This is a genomic window from Pseudomonas sp. 44 R 15, assembly GCF_900004965.1.
GTDB lineage: Bacteria > Pseudomonadota > Gammaproteobacteria > Pseudomonadales > Pseudomonadaceae > Aquipseudomonas > Aquipseudomonas orientalis_A.
Map to the genome: position 1 here is coordinate 1 of NZ_CVTU01000092.1, position 17,038 is coordinate 17,038.

At 60.4% G+C, this 17,038-nt stretch carries 15 protein-coding genes and 2 pseudogenes; 6 read left to right on the plus strand and 11 right to left on the minus strand.

Translation table 11 applies throughout. From position 1 onward, the window contains the following. The 4 genes from proB to rplU form a co-directional block, all read right to left on the minus strand. Positions 1-546 (minus strand): glutamate 5-kinase (gene proB / locus BFP93_RS14565; RefSeq protein WP_065893653.1); only part of this gene is annotated, 546 nt, incomplete at its 3' end. A 110-nt stretch (positions 547-656) separates the two neighbouring features. Continuing rightward, entirely contained in the window at positions 657-1,880 is a 1,224-nt protein-coding gene (gene cgtA / locus BFP93_RS14570; protein WP_065883536.1) for an Obg family GTPase CgtA, read from the minus strand. 193 nt (positions 1,881-2,073) lie between these two features. Continuing rightward, positions 2,074-2,331, minus strand: a complete 258-nt coding sequence (rpmA, locus tag BFP93_RS14575; RefSeq protein ID WP_003176049.1) for a 50S ribosomal protein L27 — start codon at positions 2,329-2,331, stop codon at positions 2,074-2,076. Between the two features lie 34 nt (positions 2,332-2,365). Further along, positions 2,366-2,680 (minus strand): 50S ribosomal protein L21, encoded by a 315-nt coding sequence (gene rplU / locus BFP93_RS14580; RefSeq protein ID WP_003176051.1) that lies wholly within the window; start codon positions 2,678-2,680, stop codon positions 2,366-2,368. A 239-nt stretch (positions 2,681-2,919) separates the two neighbouring features. Between rplU and BFP93_RS14585 the strand changes: the two genes are divergently transcribed. The 3 genes from BFP93_RS14585 (at position 2,920) to BFP93_RS14595 (ending at position 4,838) form a co-directional block, all read left to right on the plus strand. Further along, a complete protein-coding gene (locus tag BFP93_RS14585) occupies positions 2,920-3,888 on the plus strand; it encodes a polyprenyl synthetase family protein (RefSeq protein WP_065883534.1) in 969 nt (322 codons plus the stop codon). Between the two features lie 193 nt (positions 3,889-4,081). After that, positions 4,082-4,423 carry a zinc ribbon domain-containing protein YjdM gene (locus BFP93_RS14590; RefSeq protein WP_065893654.1) on the plus strand — a complete coding sequence of 114 codons (342 nt, stop codon included), beginning with the start codon at positions 4,082-4,084 and terminating at the stop codon, positions 4,421-4,423. A 157-nt stretch (positions 4,424-4,580) separates the two neighbouring features. After that, positions 4,581-4,838 (plus strand): PA4570 family protein, encoded by a 258-nt coding sequence (locus BFP93_RS14595; RefSeq protein WP_005791321.1) that lies wholly within the window; start codon positions 4,581-4,583, stop codon positions 4,836-4,838. Between the two features lie 60 nt (positions 4,839-4,898). Here BFP93_RS14595 and BFP93_RS14600 read toward each other — a convergent pair whose 3' ends face one another. Further along, on the minus strand, positions 4,899-5,516 hold the full coding sequence (locus tag BFP93_RS14600) for an FKBP-type peptidyl-prolyl cis-trans isomerase (RefSeq protein WP_003176055.1): 618 nt from the start codon (positions 5,514-5,516) through the stop codon (positions 4,899-4,901). A 256-nt stretch (positions 5,517-5,772) separates the two neighbouring features. On the opposite strand from BFP93_RS14600, the pseudogene BFP93_RS29695 reads away from it, so the two are divergent. Together BFP93_RS29695 and BFP93_RS29700 are read left to right on the plus strand one after the other, a co-directional pair. Beyond that, positions 5,773-6,789 (plus strand): annotated as a pseudogene (locus BFP93_RS29695) (methyl-accepting chemotaxis protein); the annotation flags it as partial. Between the two features lie 309 nt (positions 6,790-7,098). Then, positions 7,099-7,692: pseudogene (locus tag BFP93_RS29700) on the plus strand (methyl-accepting chemotaxis protein); the annotation flags it as partial. Between the two features lie 312 nt (positions 7,693-8,004). Here BFP93_RS29700 and BFP93_RS14610 read toward each other — a convergent pair. From BFP93_RS14610 to BFP93_RS14630, 5 genes are all read right to left on the minus strand, one after another. After that, complete coding sequence (locus tag BFP93_RS14610; protein WP_065893656.1) at positions 8,005-8,373, minus strand: glyoxalase superfamily protein; 369 nt, start codon at positions 8,371-8,373, stop codon at positions 8,005-8,007. Between the two features lie 83 nt (positions 8,374-8,456). After that, positions 8,457-10,925 (minus strand): dermonecrotic toxin domain-containing protein, encoded by a 2,469-nt coding sequence (locus BFP93_RS14615; RefSeq protein ID WP_065893657.1) that lies wholly within the window; start codon positions 10,923-10,925, stop codon positions 8,457-8,459. A gap of 119 nt (positions 10,926-11,044) precedes the next feature. Continuing rightward, complete coding sequence (locus BFP93_RS14620; RefSeq protein WP_065893658.1) at positions 11,045-12,517, minus strand: N-acyl-D-amino-acid deacylase family protein; 1,473 nt, start codon at positions 12,515-12,517, stop codon at positions 11,045-11,047. A 1-nt stretch (position 12,518) separates the two neighbouring features. Continuing rightward, a complete protein-coding gene (locus BFP93_RS14625) occupies positions 12,519-13,379 on the minus strand; it encodes a MurR/RpiR family transcriptional regulator (RefSeq protein WP_065893659.1) in 861 nt (286 codons plus the stop codon). A gap of 11 nt (positions 13,380-13,390) precedes the next feature. Further along, on the minus strand, positions 13,391-14,794 hold the full coding sequence (locus BFP93_RS14630; protein ID WP_065893660.1) for a GntT/GntP/DsdX family permease: 1,404 nt from the start codon (positions 14,792-14,794) through the stop codon (positions 13,391-13,393). A 194-nt stretch (positions 14,795-14,988) separates the two neighbouring features. Here BFP93_RS14630 and BFP93_RS14635 point away from each other — a divergent pair, with 194 nt between their 5' ends. After that, the gene (locus BFP93_RS14635) at positions 14,989-15,369 is read left to right on the plus strand and encodes a lysozyme inhibitor LprI family protein (RefSeq protein ID WP_065893661.1); all 381 of its coding nucleotides are present in this window, start codon (positions 14,989-14,991) and stop codon (positions 15,367-15,369) included. A gap of 11 nt (positions 15,370-15,380) precedes the next feature. On the opposite strand, the gene BFP93_RS14640 is transcribed toward BFP93_RS14635, so the two are convergent. Further along, entirely contained in the window at positions 15,381-16,826 is a 1,446-nt protein-coding gene (locus tag BFP93_RS14640; RefSeq protein ID WP_065893662.1) for a SulP family inorganic anion transporter, read from the minus strand. Positions 16,827-17,038 lie beyond the last annotated feature (212 nt).

Consider the following 17,038-nt stretch of genomic DNA (forward strand, 5'->3'; position numbering starts at 1 on the left):
GTCAGCGTCGAACATGCCGTCGCGGTCGGTGAGGATCACCAGCAGGTCGGCTTCCACCAGGTTGGCTACCAGCGCGGCGAGGGTGTCGTTGTCGCCGAAACGGATTTCGTCGGTGACCACGGTGTCGTTCTCGTTGATCACCGGGATGACCTTGAGCTCCACCAGCGCGCGCAGGGTACTGCGGGCGTTGAGGTAACGCTTGCGGTCGGACAGGTCGTCATGGGTCAGCAGGATCTGCGCCGTGTGGCGACCGTGCTCGGCAAAGCTGGACTCCCAGGCTTGCACCAGGCCCATCTGGCCGATGGCGGCGGCGGCTTGCAGTTCGTGCATCGCGCTGGGTCGCGCGGTCCAGCCGAGGCGGCTCATTCCGGCGGCAACTGCCCCGGACGATACCAGCACCAACTCGACTCCGGCCTCATGCAAGGCCACCATCTGCTCGACCCAGACGCTCATGGCGGCACGGTCCAACCCCTTGCCATCCGCTGTCAGCAACGCACTGCCGATCTTCACGACCCAGCGCTGCGCACCTGTCACTTTGCTCCGCATCATCTTCAACCTTAGAGTGAGGGCCGCGCGACCCAGCGCCGCCCATAACGTTATACCCGGATACCAAAACGCCGCTCCAAGGGAGCGGCGTTCAAGTTTATCGCAACGAATCAGTCGCGCACGTAAATGATTTCCGGGCCGTCCTCATCATCCACGTCTTCTTCGTCCCAGTCATCGTCGCCGATGTCATGCACCGACTTCACGCCGCTGCGGCGCAGGGCACGCTGGTCGTCCAGCGCTTGCAGCTGGGCACGGGCTTCGTCTTCGATCTGCTGGTCGAGCTCGGCCAGCTCGGCCTTGAATACCGGGTCGGCCGCCAGGCGGTCGGCGCGGTCTTCCAGGTAGCGCATGATGTCGCGGGTCAGGCGCTCGGTGCCTTCTTTGGCGATGGCCGAGATCACGTACACCGGACCTTCCCACTCCAGGCGATCGACGATTTCCTTGACGCGCTCTTCGTGCTCTTCCTCAAGGATCTGGTCGCACTTGTTCAGCACCAGCCAACGGTCACGCTCGGCCAGGGCCGGGCTGAACTTGGTCAGCTCGCTGACGATCACTTCGGCGGCGTCGGCTGCACTGGTGTCATCCAGTGGCGCCATGTCGACGAGGTGCAGCAGCAAACGCGTGCGCGACAAGTGCTTGAGGAAGCGAATCCCAAGGCCTGCGCCGTCGGAAGCGCCTTCGATCAGGCCAGGAATGTCGGCGATCACAAAGCTCTTCCAGCGGTCGACGCTGACCACGCCCAGGTTGGGTACCAGGGTGGTGAACGGGTAGTCGGCGACTTTCGGCTTGGCGGCCGAGACCGAGCGGATGAAGGTACTTTTACCGGCGTTCGGCAGGCCCAGCAGGCCTACGTCGGCGAGCACTTTCATTTCCAGCTTGAGGTCGCGCTGCTCGCCCGGCTTGCCCGGGGTGGTCTGGCGTGGTGCACGGTTGGTACTGGACTTGAATCGGGTGTTACCCAGACCGTGCCAGCCGCCCTGCACCACCATCAGCTTCTGGCCGGCCTTGGTCAGGTCGCCGATCACTTCCTGGGTCGCGGAGTCGATGATCGTGGTACCGACCGGTACGCGCAGTACCAGGTCTTCGCCTTTTTTACCGGTGCAGTCGGTGCTGCCGCCGTTGGAGCCACGCTCGGCATCAAAGTGCCGGGTGTAACGGTAGTCGACCAGGGTGTTGAGGTTTTCGTCGGCCATCATGTAGATGGAACCGCCGTCACCGCCGTCACCGCCGTTGGGGCCACCGTTTTCAATGAACTTTTCGCGACGGAAACTCATGCAACCGTTACCGCCGTCGCCTGCTTTTACTCGGATGGAAACTTCATCAACGAACTTCATAACAAAACGCCTCTCGCCGCACGGACGAGCTTAAGAAACCAAGACATAAGACTCTTGCAAAAATGAGCGTAGCGACCTCAATCAGCGACCGCAAATCCAGCCCCGGAGCCCATCACAAACAGCTTTGCAAGAGACTCACCCCATAAACGAAAAAGCCCCGTCGCGAGACAGGGCTTTTCCAGCGATCGCGCAATTAAGCGGCGACAACGCTCACGTAACGGCGGTTGAACGCGCCTTTTACTTCAAACTTGATCACGCCTTCGATTTTCGCGAAGAGGGTGTGATCCTTACCCATGCCAACACCGTAACCGGCGTGGAATTGGGTGCCGCGCTGACGCACGATGATGTTGCCCGGAATGATTTTCTGGCCGCCATACATCTTCACGCCAAGGCGTTTGGCTTCTGAGTCGCGACCGTTACGGGTACTACCACCAGCTTTTTTGTGTGCCATGAGTCAATTCTCCTAGTGAGGAATTAGGCTGAAATTAAGCCTGAATACCGGTGATTTTGATCTCGGTGTACCACTGGCGGTGGCCCATACGCTTCATGTGGTGCTTACGACGACGGAACTTGATGATGCGGACTTTATCGTGACGACCTTGGGAGATCACTTCAGCCACAACGGTAGCGCCAGCAACAACTGGAGCGCCGATGTTCACGTCATCGCCATTGGCGACCAACAGAACGCGATCAAACGTCACGGATTCGCCAGTGGCGATTTCCAGTTTTTCGATCTTCAGGTATTCACCTGGGGCGACTTTGTATTGCTTGCCACCAGTAACAATTACTGCGTACGACATGGTATTTCTCCGATAATCCTGCTCACCCAGCGCTTTATAAGAAGAGGTATTGGCTGGCATGGCTGCATGGGATGGACGTCCCGAATGCAATTGCGTAAGGCAGGTGCTGCCCAGGAAGTTCAGGGTGCGCGATTGTACGCAAGGTAAATGGGTGTTGCAAGGGGCCGTCTATCGCGCCTTGACACCCGGGGGTCAGGGTCCTAGCATGCCGCGCAACCCTTCTGGAGCGACTGTCGCTGATGCAACCCCAAGCTTTCTACCGCGCGGTCGCGGACGATTTTAGCGCCGTCGACGGCATCATCAAGCAGCAGCTGACGTCCAAAGTGCCGCTGGTCTCCAAAATTGGCGACTATATTACGTCGGCGGGCGGTAAGCGTCTGCGTCCTTTATTAGTGTTGCTGTGCGGCAAGGCCCTGGGCCGCGAAGGCGATGACCTGCGCCTGCTGGCCGCCACCATCGAATTCCTGCACACCGCCACCCTGCTGCATGACGACGTGGTCGACATGTCCGGCATGCGCCGTGGCCGCGAGACCGCCAATGCCATGTGGGGCAACGCGCCAAGCGTGCTGGTGGGCGACTTCCTGTACTCGCGCTCGTTCGAAATGATGGTTGAACTGGGCTCGATGCCGGTGATGAAAATTCTTTCACAGGCCACGCGCATCATCGCCGAAGGCGAAGTGCTGCAGCTGTCGAAGGTACGCGACGCCAGCACCACCGAAGAAACCTACATGGAAGTGATTCGCGGCAAGACCGCGATGCTCTTCGAAGCCTCCACCCACAGCGCCGCGGCACTGTGCGGCGCCACTGCCGAACAGGCCGAGGCCCTGCGCACCTTTGGCGATCACCTGGGCGTGGCGTTCCAGCTGGTGGATGACCTGCTCGACTACAAGGGCGACGCCGAAACCCTGGGCAAGAACGTCGGTGACGACCTGGCCGAGGGCAAGCCGACCTTGCCGCTGATCTACACCATGCGCGAAGGCACGCCGGAACAGGCTGCACTGGTGCGCAAGGCGATCCAGAAAGGCGGCATCGAAGACCTGGAGGCCATCCGTGCGGCCGTCGAGGCGTCAGGCTCGCTGGAGTACACCGCGCAGTTGGCGCGTGATTATGTCGCCCGTGCGATCAAGTGCCTGGACGCCCTGCCCGCCAGCGAATACCGGGATGCCCTGGTGGAGCTGAGTGAGTTTGCGGTCGCCCGCACTCACTAAAGCACCAGCGCCGCAGGACCCTGTGGGAGGGGGCTTGCCCCCGATAGCAGTAGCTCAGCCAATGTATAAGGTGGCTGACAGACCGCAATCGGGGGAAAGCCCCCTCCCACATTTGAATTTCATACAGCCTGCAAGGCCACAAAACCCTATATAATGTGCGACTTTTAGCCATCCTGACTCTCAAGGAGCTTTAGTGAGCACGTTGCCACCCTGCCCGAAATGCAATTCCGAATACACCTACGAAGACGGCACCCAGTTGGTCTGCCCGGAATGCGCCCATGAATGGTGCGCCACTGGCGAGACCGAAGCAGCGGGCGATGAAACCGTGAAGAAGGACTCTGTGGGCAATGTCCTGCAGGACGGCGACACGATCACCGTGATCAAGGACCTCAAGGTCAAGGGCACTTCCCTGGTGGTCAAGGTCGGCACCAAGGTCAAGAATATCCGCCTGTGCGACGGCGACCACGATATCGACTGCAAGATTGACGGCATCGGTCCGATGAAGCTCAAGTCCGAGTTCGTGCGCAAAGTCTGAATCTGCTGCATCCATCCCGCACCCGCTGCGGGATGGCGCTTTGCCCTCCCGTTGACCTGTCTCAAATACCCACACAAAAAATCATAAACCGCCAATAGACACTTGCTATTCTACGAATAAGAATTATTCTCATTGAAACCCATCAAGGAGAACGACCATGACTTATTTGATAGATGCCTGGCTGGACCGTCCACATCCGTACCTGCGAATCCTGCATCGGGAAACCGGCGAAGTCTGTGCGGTGCTGGAAGAAGAAGCGCTGAATGAGCTGCAGGACCAGGGCGACCTGGACGTGAATGGCCTGAGTTCAAGTGAACCCGGTGTGCTGAAAGAGGTGGTGCGTAACTTGTTTCTGTTCTGCTATGCCCGAGCGTTGCGCCCGGCAACGGACCTCAATGGCAAGTTTCACCCATGAGCCACCGCGCAAAACCCGGTTGGGGTGAACAGGTTCGCCCCAACCGGTAATCAGCAGGTCTTACAGAACGTCGAGCAGCTCGACGTCGAACACCAGAACGCTGTGCGGCGGGATGCTGCCAACGCCTTGCGCGCCGTAAGCCAGTTCGCTCGGCACATAGAGACGCCATTTGCTGCCGGCATTCATAAGTTGCAGGGCTTCGGTCCAGCCGGCGATCACGCCGCCAACCGGGAATTCTGCAGGCTGACCGCGCTCGTAGGAACTGTCGAACACCGTGCCGTCGATCAGCGTGCCGTGGTAGTGAGTGCGCACTTGATCTTCACGGGTTGGCTTGGCGCCATCACCGGCTGTCAGGACTTCAAATTGCAGGCCGGAAGCCAGTGTGGTGATGCCGTCACGCTTGGCGTTTTCAGCCAGGAATGCCAGGCCCGCACCTGCGGCAGCTTCAGCCTTGGCAGCGGCTTCGGCTTGCATGATTTCGCGGATCACCTTGAAGCTGGCCGCCATTTGCTCCTGGTCAACACGGCTTGGCTTGCCTGCGAACGCATCGGTCAGGCCGGCCAGGATCGCGTCCAGGCTTACGCCCGGCGGCGGGTTGTCGCGCAGTTGGTCGCCCAACTGACGGCCGATACCGTAGCTGACGCGGGTTTCGTCGGTGGACAGATTAACTTCGGACATGAAGAGGCTCCGCTGTAGGACAACGCTGTTTACTGCGCCATCCAAAACTAAAAGGGCCCGCAGACTAGCACACAAGTCCGACGCGTGATGAGCCCCGCACACCCGCTTCCATTACCGCACCTGCAACGTTTTTTCACTGCGCCGATAAAAGTATTTCAGATTCACGCCCTGCCGCCGATACAGCGCTACACACTTTGGCTGGCTCCAACAAAACAACATCGTCCAGCGAACAGACATCACTCTTGCGGAGCATTAGATGAACAGCTGGTTCGGTAACATCAGCGTCAACCTCAAACTGGGCCTGGGCTTCGGCCTGGTGCTTGTCCTCACCTCGATCCTGGCACTCACCGGCTGGACCAGCCTGGGCGGCCTGATCGATCGCAGCAACTGGATGAGCGACATCACTCAGCTCAACGCCTCACTGACCAAACTGCGTATTGTGCGCCTGCAATATATGCTGGCCAACGGCGATGAAGAAGTGGCGCAGAACGTGCAAACCAGCCTTGACGCCTTTGCCGCCAAGCAACAAAAGCTGCTGGACAGCTTCAAGAGCCCTGAAAACGTCAAGCTGCTCAATCAACAGAAAGCCGTCATTACGGCGTATCAGCAGTCGTTGAACAAAATGCGCGAGGCCTATCGCAACGGCAACGCTGCACGCCAGGTCATGGGCGACAAGGCCGACATCGCCAACGCACAAATCAATGCACTGGACACTAGCGTGCAGCAGATGCCCGACAGCCCGGAACGTTTCGCACAGTTCCAGGCCGTGTCCAATGCCAAGGAAGAGTTCTTGCTGGCGCGCTACGAAGTGCGTGGTTACACCAACAACGTCAACGCAGAAAACGAAGCCCGTGCCGCCGCACAAATCGAAAAAACCATCGCCGGCCTGAAAAGCCTCAATGCCGTCTTCGGCAGCAGCCAACAGGCCGCGCTGAGCGCGCTGGAAACCGCACTGGGTGCCTATCGCAGCGCGGTACAAAGCTATAAAGCCGCCAACGCCAACATCGTGGCCGCCCGCGCTGAAATGACCACTCAGGGCGCCGATATCGTCACCATCAGCGACAAGCTCTACGACATCCAGCTGGAACGCCGCGACGCCGAAAGCGCCCAGGCCCGCAGCCTGCAATTAATCAGCACGTTGCTGGCCCTGCTGGTGGGCATCATCGCGGCCTGGGTCATCACCCGCCAGATCACCCGCCCGCTGCAAGACACCCTGGCTGTCGTCGAGCGCATTGCCTCCGGCGACCTGAGCCACAACATCCAGGTCACCCGCCGTGATGAACTGGGTGTGTTGCAACAAGGCATCCAGCGCATGGGCACCACCTTGCGTGAACTGATCAGCGGCATTCGTGACGGCGTGACCCAGATCGCCAGCGCGGCCGAGGAACTCTCAGCCGTGACCGAGCAAACCAGCGCCGGCGTCAACAGCCAGAAGATCGAGACCGACCAGGTCGCCACGGCGATGCATGAAATGACCGCCACCGTGCAGGAAGTGGCACGCAACGCCGAACAGGCCTCCCTGGCCGCTGCCGATGCTGATGGTCAGGCCCGCGCGGGCGACAAGGTGGTGGCCGAGGCCATCGCCCAGATCGAACGCCTGGCGGCCGAAGTGGCACGCTCTACCGACGCCATGACCCACCTGCAACAAGAGAGCAACAAGATCGGCAGTGTGATGGATGTGATCAAGGCCGTGGCCGAACAGACCAACCTGCTGGCCCTCAACGCGGCGATTGAAGCAGCCCGTGCCGGTGAAGCCGGTCGTGGGTTCGCCGTGGTGGCCGACGAAGTGCGTGGCCTGGCCCAGCGTACGCAGAAATCCACCGAGGAAATCGAAGGCCTGGTTGCCGGCTTGCAGAACGGTACCCAGCAAGTGGCCAACGCGATGAATAACAGCCGCAGCCTGACCGACAGCAGCGTGGACCTCACGCGCAAAGCCGGTGCATCCCTGGAAAACATCACCCGTACAGTGTCGAACATCCAGTCGATGAACCAGCAGATTGCAGCGGCCGCCGAACAGCAGAGCGCCGTGGCCGAAGAGATCAGCCGCAGCATCGTTAATGTGCGCGATGTATCCGAGCAGACCGCTACGGCCAGTGACGAGACGGCCAAGTCGAGCGTGGAATTGGCGCGTTTGGGTAGTCAGTTGCAGCAGATGGTCAGTCATTTCCGGGTGTAAAAAACAAAAAGCCGCCTCGATCTAAACCGAGGCGGCTCCACTTCATTAGACCTTAAAGGTCATCGAAGCTGTCCCGTAGGAATTTCCAAACATGATAAACATGCACGGCATTCACTACGAGGTTCCACGCACGTCGTGCAAACTTAGACAAGAAGGTGGATCAGGACATCGTTCAATCTTGCGTGATGATAAGACCAGGGTTAATATCCGCCTGCAGGTCAATGCATCTTTGATGATAGCAATCCAGCCACTAACTGGATTGCAAAAAAAAACCGCCCTACTAAGGCGGTTTTTTATTGCCTGCGATTTACCTCAGCCCTCCCCTTCCTCGACAAACACCACCCGATTCCCAAACGGGTCCTTGATGCTCATCTCCCGCGAGCCCCAGGGGGTCTGCTCCACATCAGGCTTGGCGTAACGGTAGTTCCTGGCCTGCAATTGCTGCTGATAAGCGTCTATTCCTTGCGCCTGTATCCGCACCGCAGCGCCCGGCGACGCATCGCCATGATGCTCGGACAAATGCAGCACGCACTCACCCAGCGACACCTGCAGGTACAACGGAAAATTGGCCTCGAAGCGATGCTGCCAGTCCACTTTGAACCCCAGGAAGTCGACGTAGAATTCCAACGCCTTGGCCTCGTCGAAAATCCGCAGGATGGGGGTGACTTTTCCTAAGTGCATGTGACTCTCCAAGTCCAGGTAAACACTTTTCGCTACAGGCGAACATCCACCCTAGCTCAACAGACCGCCAAAATGAAACACACTCAGTGACGGGAAAGCCTGGTGATCCTCGCGCTGGACAACTGATCATTGTCCACATGCACTTCATCGAACTGATAAGCGTCGTTGGCAAACTCGCGCAAGCGGCCTTCGTTGCGCAGGCGTTCAATAGTGCCTGACGCCACACACTGGCGCGCTTCGACGAACTGGGGATTGGCGTCGATATTTTCATTGAAGGACACGACGGGAATGCCGCGACTGTCGATTTCGTAAAGGTTGTATTGGCCGGCGAATTCGGTTTCACCAAAGTACTTCGCCGCCTCCTTTGAGCGGGAGGCGACCACGACGTTGCCATCCATCATCTTTTCCGGACCGGAGAAGAAATTCGAATCGCGAAACCCCGTATCTTCCGGATCGCCCCGACGCTCTACGCGGTCGGCCTTTTCGACGCGATACAACTTCGGCACGTCAGTGCGCTCAATCATGCCACGACTGTTGAAATACCCACCGGCAGGCAGGCTGACGCTGGCTTTGAACGGATTGGTCTTGAGCACGCTGTCATCGTCATACGCCTCATAATCCCCGGACGATGTGGCGTTGGAGTCGACGGAAGAAGGCGAGCGCTCATCGTCCGACAGCTCGGTTTCAGACTCGTCGATTCTCGGTTTCTTGGGCGTGACCGGAGCGTCTGCCACTATTTCATAGGTGGGCGGTACCAGGGGACGCTTGGAACCCGGCAGCAGGTAGATGTCCATGGATGAATCCCATAAGGGGTTCACTTGGCCCTCCTGCACGGCGGGTAATCGAGGTGGCTGATTGGGGCTCATCAGCACACCGATTTGCCCGTTCACCCGCCGATAGTTGAAAAACGGTTTATCACCGCTCGCGCCGACGGTTTCACCTTGCGTCGTTTGTGCGCCTGCCTGGCCAGTGGAGTCGCCCTCAGTGGGGGCGGCCTTGCCCAGTGCATGGAAAAACGCCATGGTCGCCACATCCGTTACGGCGGCATGCAAACCGCTTTTGCGCTCGGCCTGGGTGTCGCCTTCAACGGCCTGGTCGATTTCCATGCCCACTTGAACCCCGTATGAGGTAGCGCCCAGGGCGAGGCCAATCGGACCGAGCAATGCCATGGGAATGGAAAACACCGCGTTGCCCGCTTGCAGCATGCCTAACGCATCGTCCTTGTAGACTTCGGCGTTGGACTTCATTTCAGTGTCTGCGTCGTCGTTGATACGCTGACGTGTCTGATTGGCCATGAAGGTGAACACATCGCCGCCAATCGGGACGTTGCGGGTGTTGATGTGACTGTCATTGGCCGCCATCGCGCCCGTGCCGATCTTATTAAAGGTACTGTCTACGCCGTTGACACTCAGGGCACCGAATACACCCTGCTGGCGGTCACGCAACGCAAAATGCTCTTCCAGCGCCGCTGCCTTGACAGGGTCCCTGCTCTGCTCCACCACCCATTGATCCACTGCGGCGCGGTCCTTGAATGTTTTGAAGGCAGGCTTGCCCCCCGGAAAACACAAGGTTTCAGCGCCATCCTTGGTCACAAAACGCAGGATGTCGTTGGATCGATAGCCATTGATGTCGAAGCATAACGCCTTGACGTCCCCCCCTGGCGCGGCCTCTGCCTGCAACTGCGCTTTCGTGACCGGCCCTTCGAGCGGCACATTGGGCGCGGCGGCCTTCATGACACCGGCGTAGGCCTGCGGGCTGAGCCCCTGACTGGGGTCCTGCTGGTTGAGGGCGCGCGCGGCACGGGCCTCCATCACAAACTGTTGCTTGGCCAACGCCCGCCATTCACTGCCATGCTGCGTCCAGAATTCATCCAGCCTGGCGGTCACTTTTTTCTGCAGATCGCCCTCTCGGACCAGCTTCAATAACTCACTGGGCTTGATTCGCAGTTGATTGTCCGCATCGTACTTGCCCTTGCCCGGGCCATCCAGGTAGAGGCCATAGACTGAATCCAGGTCCCGCCACGTCTCCCTGGCATTGGGCACATCGTCATGAATTTTCGAATAGAGATAACCCGGCCCCGTTCGATCCTGCACCAGACGGCCGAGCCGGCTGAAAAAATCCGGCACACTCTCGCTGTCGAACAGCGAAAACGGGCTGGTGTTCGAAGACATGAAGTGCGCCACGGCCTGGGCCTTGCCGGCCATCCCGTAGCGTTCGGCCGAGAAAAAATTACTGGCGACGGCCTCGGTGAGTGTCATCGACGACTCGGGCTTTGCACGATGCTCCCAGCCTGTGACGGCACTGCCGTTGCGGGTGCTGGCGGCGGGTGAGAAGCGATGCAGGTAAACCTTGTCCGGATCGACCCATTGATTGGTCTCGTTCCAGACTTTTTCCTGGATCCAGCCTTTGAGGGTATCGCGGGGAAAGGGGAACGCCGATACCGCATCGGCGCCTGAATTCAGCGTGGCGCCAGGTGCGGCACCGGTGGTCGAAGCAGGGACAGAGACAGGAAGGTTACCGACATGACTGGAGCTTATGGATTGAGTATTCATACGGATTCTCCGGAAGCGACCTGCTCATCTTAGAGAGCGGCTGCGCACACTCAATCCGCTTTTTGTAAGCGCTCATTGGGCATATTCCGACACGTTATCCACCGCCGAAAAACGTTAATTCATGTGCCCGACGCCAGCCCGAAGCCCTGACGCAAATCCCCGCTGCGCACCAAAAAACGCCCCGATCGCTGCCCCGTCGCCTGCCCCTGGCGATAGCTCAACACCCCGTTGACCCAGACGCCCTCGATCCCCTCGGCTGCACGCTGCGGCGCCTTGAAGTCCGCCCTGTCGCGCACCTGCAGCGGATCGAACAACACCAGGTCGGCCCAGTGCCCTTCACGGATTTCGCCACGCTCAGCCAGGCCGAAGCGCGCCGCTGACAGCCCGGTCATTTTGTGCACCGCGGTGTGCAACGGGAACAATCCGACATCACGACTGAAATGTCCCAGCACCCGTGGGAACGCGCCCCATAATCGGGGGTGGGGAAACGGGTCTTCGGGCAACCCGTCGGAGCCGATCATCGACAGAGGATGCGCAAGAATACGTCGCACATCCGCCTCATCCATTCCGTAATACACCGCACCGGCGGGTTGCAGGCGGCGGGCGGCGTCCATCAGCGCAATGCCCCACTCGGCGGCAATGTCCTGCAGGTCACGCCCGCCCATTTCAGGATGGGGTGTGGACCAGGTGATGGTGATGCGGAACGCGTCAGTGACCTGCTTGAGGTCCAGGGTCGACGAGCTGGCCGCATAGGGATAACAATCACAGCCCACCGGCTGGGTTTTCGCCGCCGCCTCAAGCGACGCCAACAGTTGCGGGCTGCGCCCCCAGTTCCCCGCACCGGCGCACTTGAGGTGAGAAATAATCACAGGCGCACGGGCATGTCGACCGATTGAAAACGCTTCGTCCATTGCCTCCAATACCGGCTCGAACTCGCTGCGCAAATGCGTGGTGTACACCGCGCCATAAGCGCTCAGCTCTTCGCTCAGTTGCAGCACCTCCTCGGTCTCTGCATTGAATGCGCTGGCGTAGGCAAGACCTGTGGATAAACCCAGGGCACCGGCGTCAAGGCTCTCCTGTAATTGCATGCGCATGGCCGCGATTTCATGCGCCGCAGCCGTGCGGTGCAGGTCGTCCATATGATTGCTGCGCAGTGCCGTGTGGCCGATCAGTGCGGCGACATTGACTGCGGGGTGGGCGCGTTCGACCGCCGCGCGATAATCGATAAAGCGCGGGTAGGCAAACGCCTCGGCATCGCCCAACAGGTTCATCGGATCGGGTGGACTGCCACGCAGGCTCACAGGTGAAGCGCTGATGCCACAGTTGCCGACAATCACCGTGGTCACGCCCTGGCTGAGCTTGGGCAGCATCTGCGGGTGGCGGATCACCACGGTGTCGTCGTGGGTGTGCACATCGACAAAGCCCGGCGCCAGTACGTAGCCAGTGGCGTCAACTTCATGCTCGGCCGTCGCCGCCGACAGGTCGCCGATCGTCTCGATACGCCCGTTGCGCACCCCCACATCGGCGAGGTACCCAGGCGTGTTGCTGCCATCAATGATCAGCGCCTGGCGAATCAGCGTGTCGTACGTCATTTCAATCTCCAAGCGGCAGGCTGTCAGGGCCGCCGCGATAATCGTCCAGGGCGAGTTTGATCCGGCGCAGGCGTTCCTGGTTAGCGTCGGGCATGGCCAGCGCCAGCTCGGTGGCCAGCAGGTCGATGGCCAGCAGCATGCCGTAGCGCGCAGCCGTAGGCTTGTAGATAAAATGGGTTTCAGCCGGTTGCAGCGGCAGCACCACGTCCGCCAGCCCGGCCAGCGGCGAATCGGCCAGGGTGATGGCGACAACGCGCGCGTCGTAGTTGCGCGCCAGTGTCACCACATCCAACAGTTCGGGGGTCAGTCCGCTCAGCGAGCAGACGATCAGCGCCTGTTCCGGCCCCAGGGTCGCGGCCGTCACCCGCATCATCACCGGGTCGTGGCAGGCCGCAATCGGATAGCCCAGGCGCACCAGCCGCACCTGCAATTCATCGCTGCACAGGCTCGACGGGCCGCCCATGCCGAACGCGTGGATCATCCGTGCCTTGCCCAGCAGGCTCACCGCATCGACAAAGCTGTGCTGATTGAAGCCAGCCAGGTGCTGGCGCAACGTCGCTTCGATATCTCCGAGAATCTGCCGATGAAATGCCGATTGTTCCGGCAGCCCCGCCGGGTCCAGGAAGCGGCTGCCAACCCCGCTGGCCTGGGCCAACTGCAGGCGCAGGTCACGCAAATCGCGGCAACCGACACTGCGCGCAAAGCGCGACAAGGTGGCGGTACTGACCTCGGCCCGTTGCGACAGCGCTTCCAGGCTGGCCGACGCGGCAAAGCCCACATCGTCGAGCATCAGCCTGGCGATACGCCCTTCGCCGGCGCTGAAAGAGTCCTGACGGGCGCGGATCTGGTAGAGGATGTCCATGGGGCTCCCGTTTACAAAAGGCAGGACAGACCGTAGGTCAGACCGAAGGCCACCACCGAAATCAGGGTTTCCAGCACGGTCCAGGTCTTGAAGGTCTGGATCACCGTCATATTGAAGTATTCCTTGATCAGCCAGAAGCCGCCGTCGTTGACGTGGGAAAAGATCACCGAACCTGCACCAGTCGCCAAGACCAGCAATTCAGGGTGTGGATAACCCATGCCCAAAGCGACCGGCGCCACCACACCGGACGCCGTAGTCATGGCCACCGTGGCTGAGCCCGTGGCGATACGCATCAGCGCGGCGAACAACCAGCCCATCACCAGTGGCGACAGCTGGAACGCATGGGCCAGGCCGAGGATTTCGTTAGTGACGCCGGCATCCACCAGGATGCGGTTCAAGCCACCGCCCGCCCCCACCAGCAGGGTGATGCTTGCCGTGGGCGCCAGGCATTCATTGGTGAACTTGAGGATCGACTCACGGTTGAAGCCCTGGGCCAGGCCCAGCGTCCAGAAACTCACCAGGGTCGCCACCAGCAGTGCGATCACCGAGTTGCCGATAAATAACAGGAACTGGTTAAAGCCGGTGCCAGGCGTGGAAATCACATTGGCCCAACCGCCGATCATCATCAGCACCACCGGCAACAGGATGGTGCCCATGGTCAGCGCGAAGCTCGGCAAACGGGCACGCGGTTCGCGCTCGATAAACTGGCGCTCCAGCGGGTTTTCCGCCGGCAGGTGAATGTGCGGCACGATGAATTTGGCGTAGACCGGGCCGGCGATGATCGCCGTCGGAATACCGATCAGGATCGCATACAACACGGTCTGCCCGACGGAGGCGTTATACGCCAGCACCGCCATCATCGCCGCCGGGTGCGGCGGCACCAGCGCATGCACCACCGACAGGCCGGCGACCATCGGCAGGCCGACCATCAGGATCGACACGCCCACGCGCCGCGCCACGGTGAAGGCGATCGGCACCAGCAACACAAAGCCCACCTCGAAAAAAAGCGGCAACCCCACCAGGAACGCGATGCAGACCATGGCCCAGTGGGCATTACGCTCGCCGAAACGGTTGATCAACGTACGGGCCACCTGCTCCGCGCCACCGGACTCGGCCATCATCTTGCCAAGCATGGTGCCCAGCGCCACGACCAGGGCGATATGCCCCAGGGTCTTGCCGACGCCCGCCTCGTAAGAGCCCATGATGGTGTCCGCCGGCATCCCGGCCATCAGCGCCAGGGCAATGGACACCAGGGTGATGACGATAAACGGATTGAGCCGGTAACGTGCGATCAGCACGATCAAAGCAATGATGGCGATGGCGGCGTATGCCAATAGCCCGAAGCCCGGTGATGCGGCCATGCGGTACTCCTCGGAAAGGGTCACGTCGAATACGTTGTGAAACTCATAAATCATTACCGAAGAGAGTTTTCAAACTTTATGAAAGTAATTACCGCGCAGGGATAAGCGCTGTCGCGGTGGGATATGCCCGACGCCGCCGCATGAAAATTCAGGGGGTGTTCTTACATGACCTTCAGATAAGGGCCGGAAACTCAGCGTGCGCCGCCGAGTCATACACTGCACATCCATCGATGCCAGGAAAAACACTGATGATTCGCACAACACTCGCCGCCGGCGCCCTGCTTCTTGCCATCTGCGGCACTGCCGCCGCCGCCGATAACCCGGCGCTGAACAAATGCATGGACGGCGCGGACACCACCGCCGATATGGTCGGCTGCAATGTCAAGGAGGCCAAGGTGCAGGATGCGCGGCTGAACAAGGCTTACAAGACTGCGCTGGCCGCCCAAGAAGGCAACCGCAAGCAGCAACTGCAGGATCTGCAGCGCCTGTGGATCAAATACCGTGACGCCAATTGCGCCTTTGCAGGCAGCGCCACCGGCGGCACCATCGATCAGGTCAACGGCTCCGGCTGCGTGCTGGACATGACCCAGACCCGGGCGCAGGAACTCGAAAACCTGGTCGGGCCATAGGCTGCTGCAGGTCAGTCGTGCTGAACCCTGGCACGCTTGAGCAGCTTCTTGCAGCGCTCCGAGAGGTGCAGCACGCGCAAATGCTTGCCCGCTTTGCTGTAGCGCTCGCGCAGAGTCATCAGCGCGGCAATCGCTGAATAGTCGACGAAGCTCAGGTGACGGCAGTCGAGCGTCACCTGGGCCGGGTCGTTGGCCGGGTCGAATTGATTCAGGAACGGCGTGGTCGAGGCAAAGAACAAGGTGCCGTGCAGGCGATACAGTTTGCTGCCGTCGGCTTCCAGGTGTTCATCGGCATACAGCTCACGCGCCTGTTGCCAGGCGAAATTCAGTGCAGCGATGACGATACCGCACAGCACAGCGGTCGCCAGGTCGGTGAACACGGTGATGACCGTCACTGCGATGATTACCAGCACGTCATTGAGCGGCACCTTGTTGATCACCCGCAACGACGCCCAGGCGAACGTCTGCTGGGACACCACGAACATCACCCCCACCAGGGCCGCCAGCGGAATCCGCTCGATCAGCGGCGACAGAAACAGAATGAACAGCAGGATCATCACCCCGGCAAACACGCCGGAGAAACGCCCACGCCCGCCGGAACTGAGGTTGATCACGGTTTGCCCGATCATCGCGCAACCACCCATGCCGCCGAACAGGCCCGAGACCATATTCGCAGCGCCCAGGGCCACGCTTTCGCGGTCAGGGTAGCCACGCGTCTCGGTGATTTCGTCGGTGAGGTTGAGGGTCAGCAGTGTTTCCAGCAGGCCGACCATTGCCATCAGGAACGCATAAGGCGCGATGATCCCAAGGGTCTCCAGGGTCCAAGGGATCTGCGGCAGCGCGAAGGTCGGCAGGCCGCCTGCGATGTGCGCCATATCGCCGAGGGTGCGGGTAGGCAAGCCGAGCAGGTACACGGCCAGGCCCACGCCGAGGATCGCCACCAGGGCCGGCGGCACGGCGCGGGTCAGCCGTGGCAGCAGGTAGACGATGGCCATGGTGACCGCGACCAGCGCGACCATCACGTACAGCGGTGTACCGCTGAGCCAGGCTTCACCCCTTTTGAAGTGCTCCAACTGCGCCAGCGCAATGATAATCGCCAGGCCGTTGACGAACCCCAGCATCACCGAGTGGGGCACCATGCGCACCAGCTTGCCCAGGCGCAACAGGCCGAACGCGAGCATGATCAAGCCGCCCAGCAGCACGGTCGCCAGCAGATATTCCACGCCGTGTTGCACCACCAGTGCCACGATCACCACCGCCATGGAACCGGCCGCACCGGACACCATGCCGGGCCGGCCGCCGAACAACGCGGTGAGGGTGCAAATGATAAAAGCGCCGTAGAGCCCCATCAGCGGGTTGAGATGGGCCACCAGGGCGAAGGCGATGCATTCGGGCAGCAATGCAAATGACGTGGTGAGGCCGGCCAGGGCGTCGGCGCGCAGACGGGTGAGCTTCATGGAGTACCAGGGAGTTGCGGGGGATAAGGCGGGGAATGGTACGGAATTGAGCGGGGCGGGGCTAGCCTCGAAGACCGAGGCGACCCCAATCGGGGCATAGGTATCTACACAACTCTGTAGCGCCCAACCGTAACCACGATGCGAAGCGAGTCGCTCTTGATCTGCTTTTGATCTTGATCTCAGGCGCCCCGTTAAACCACGCTGGCCGAACG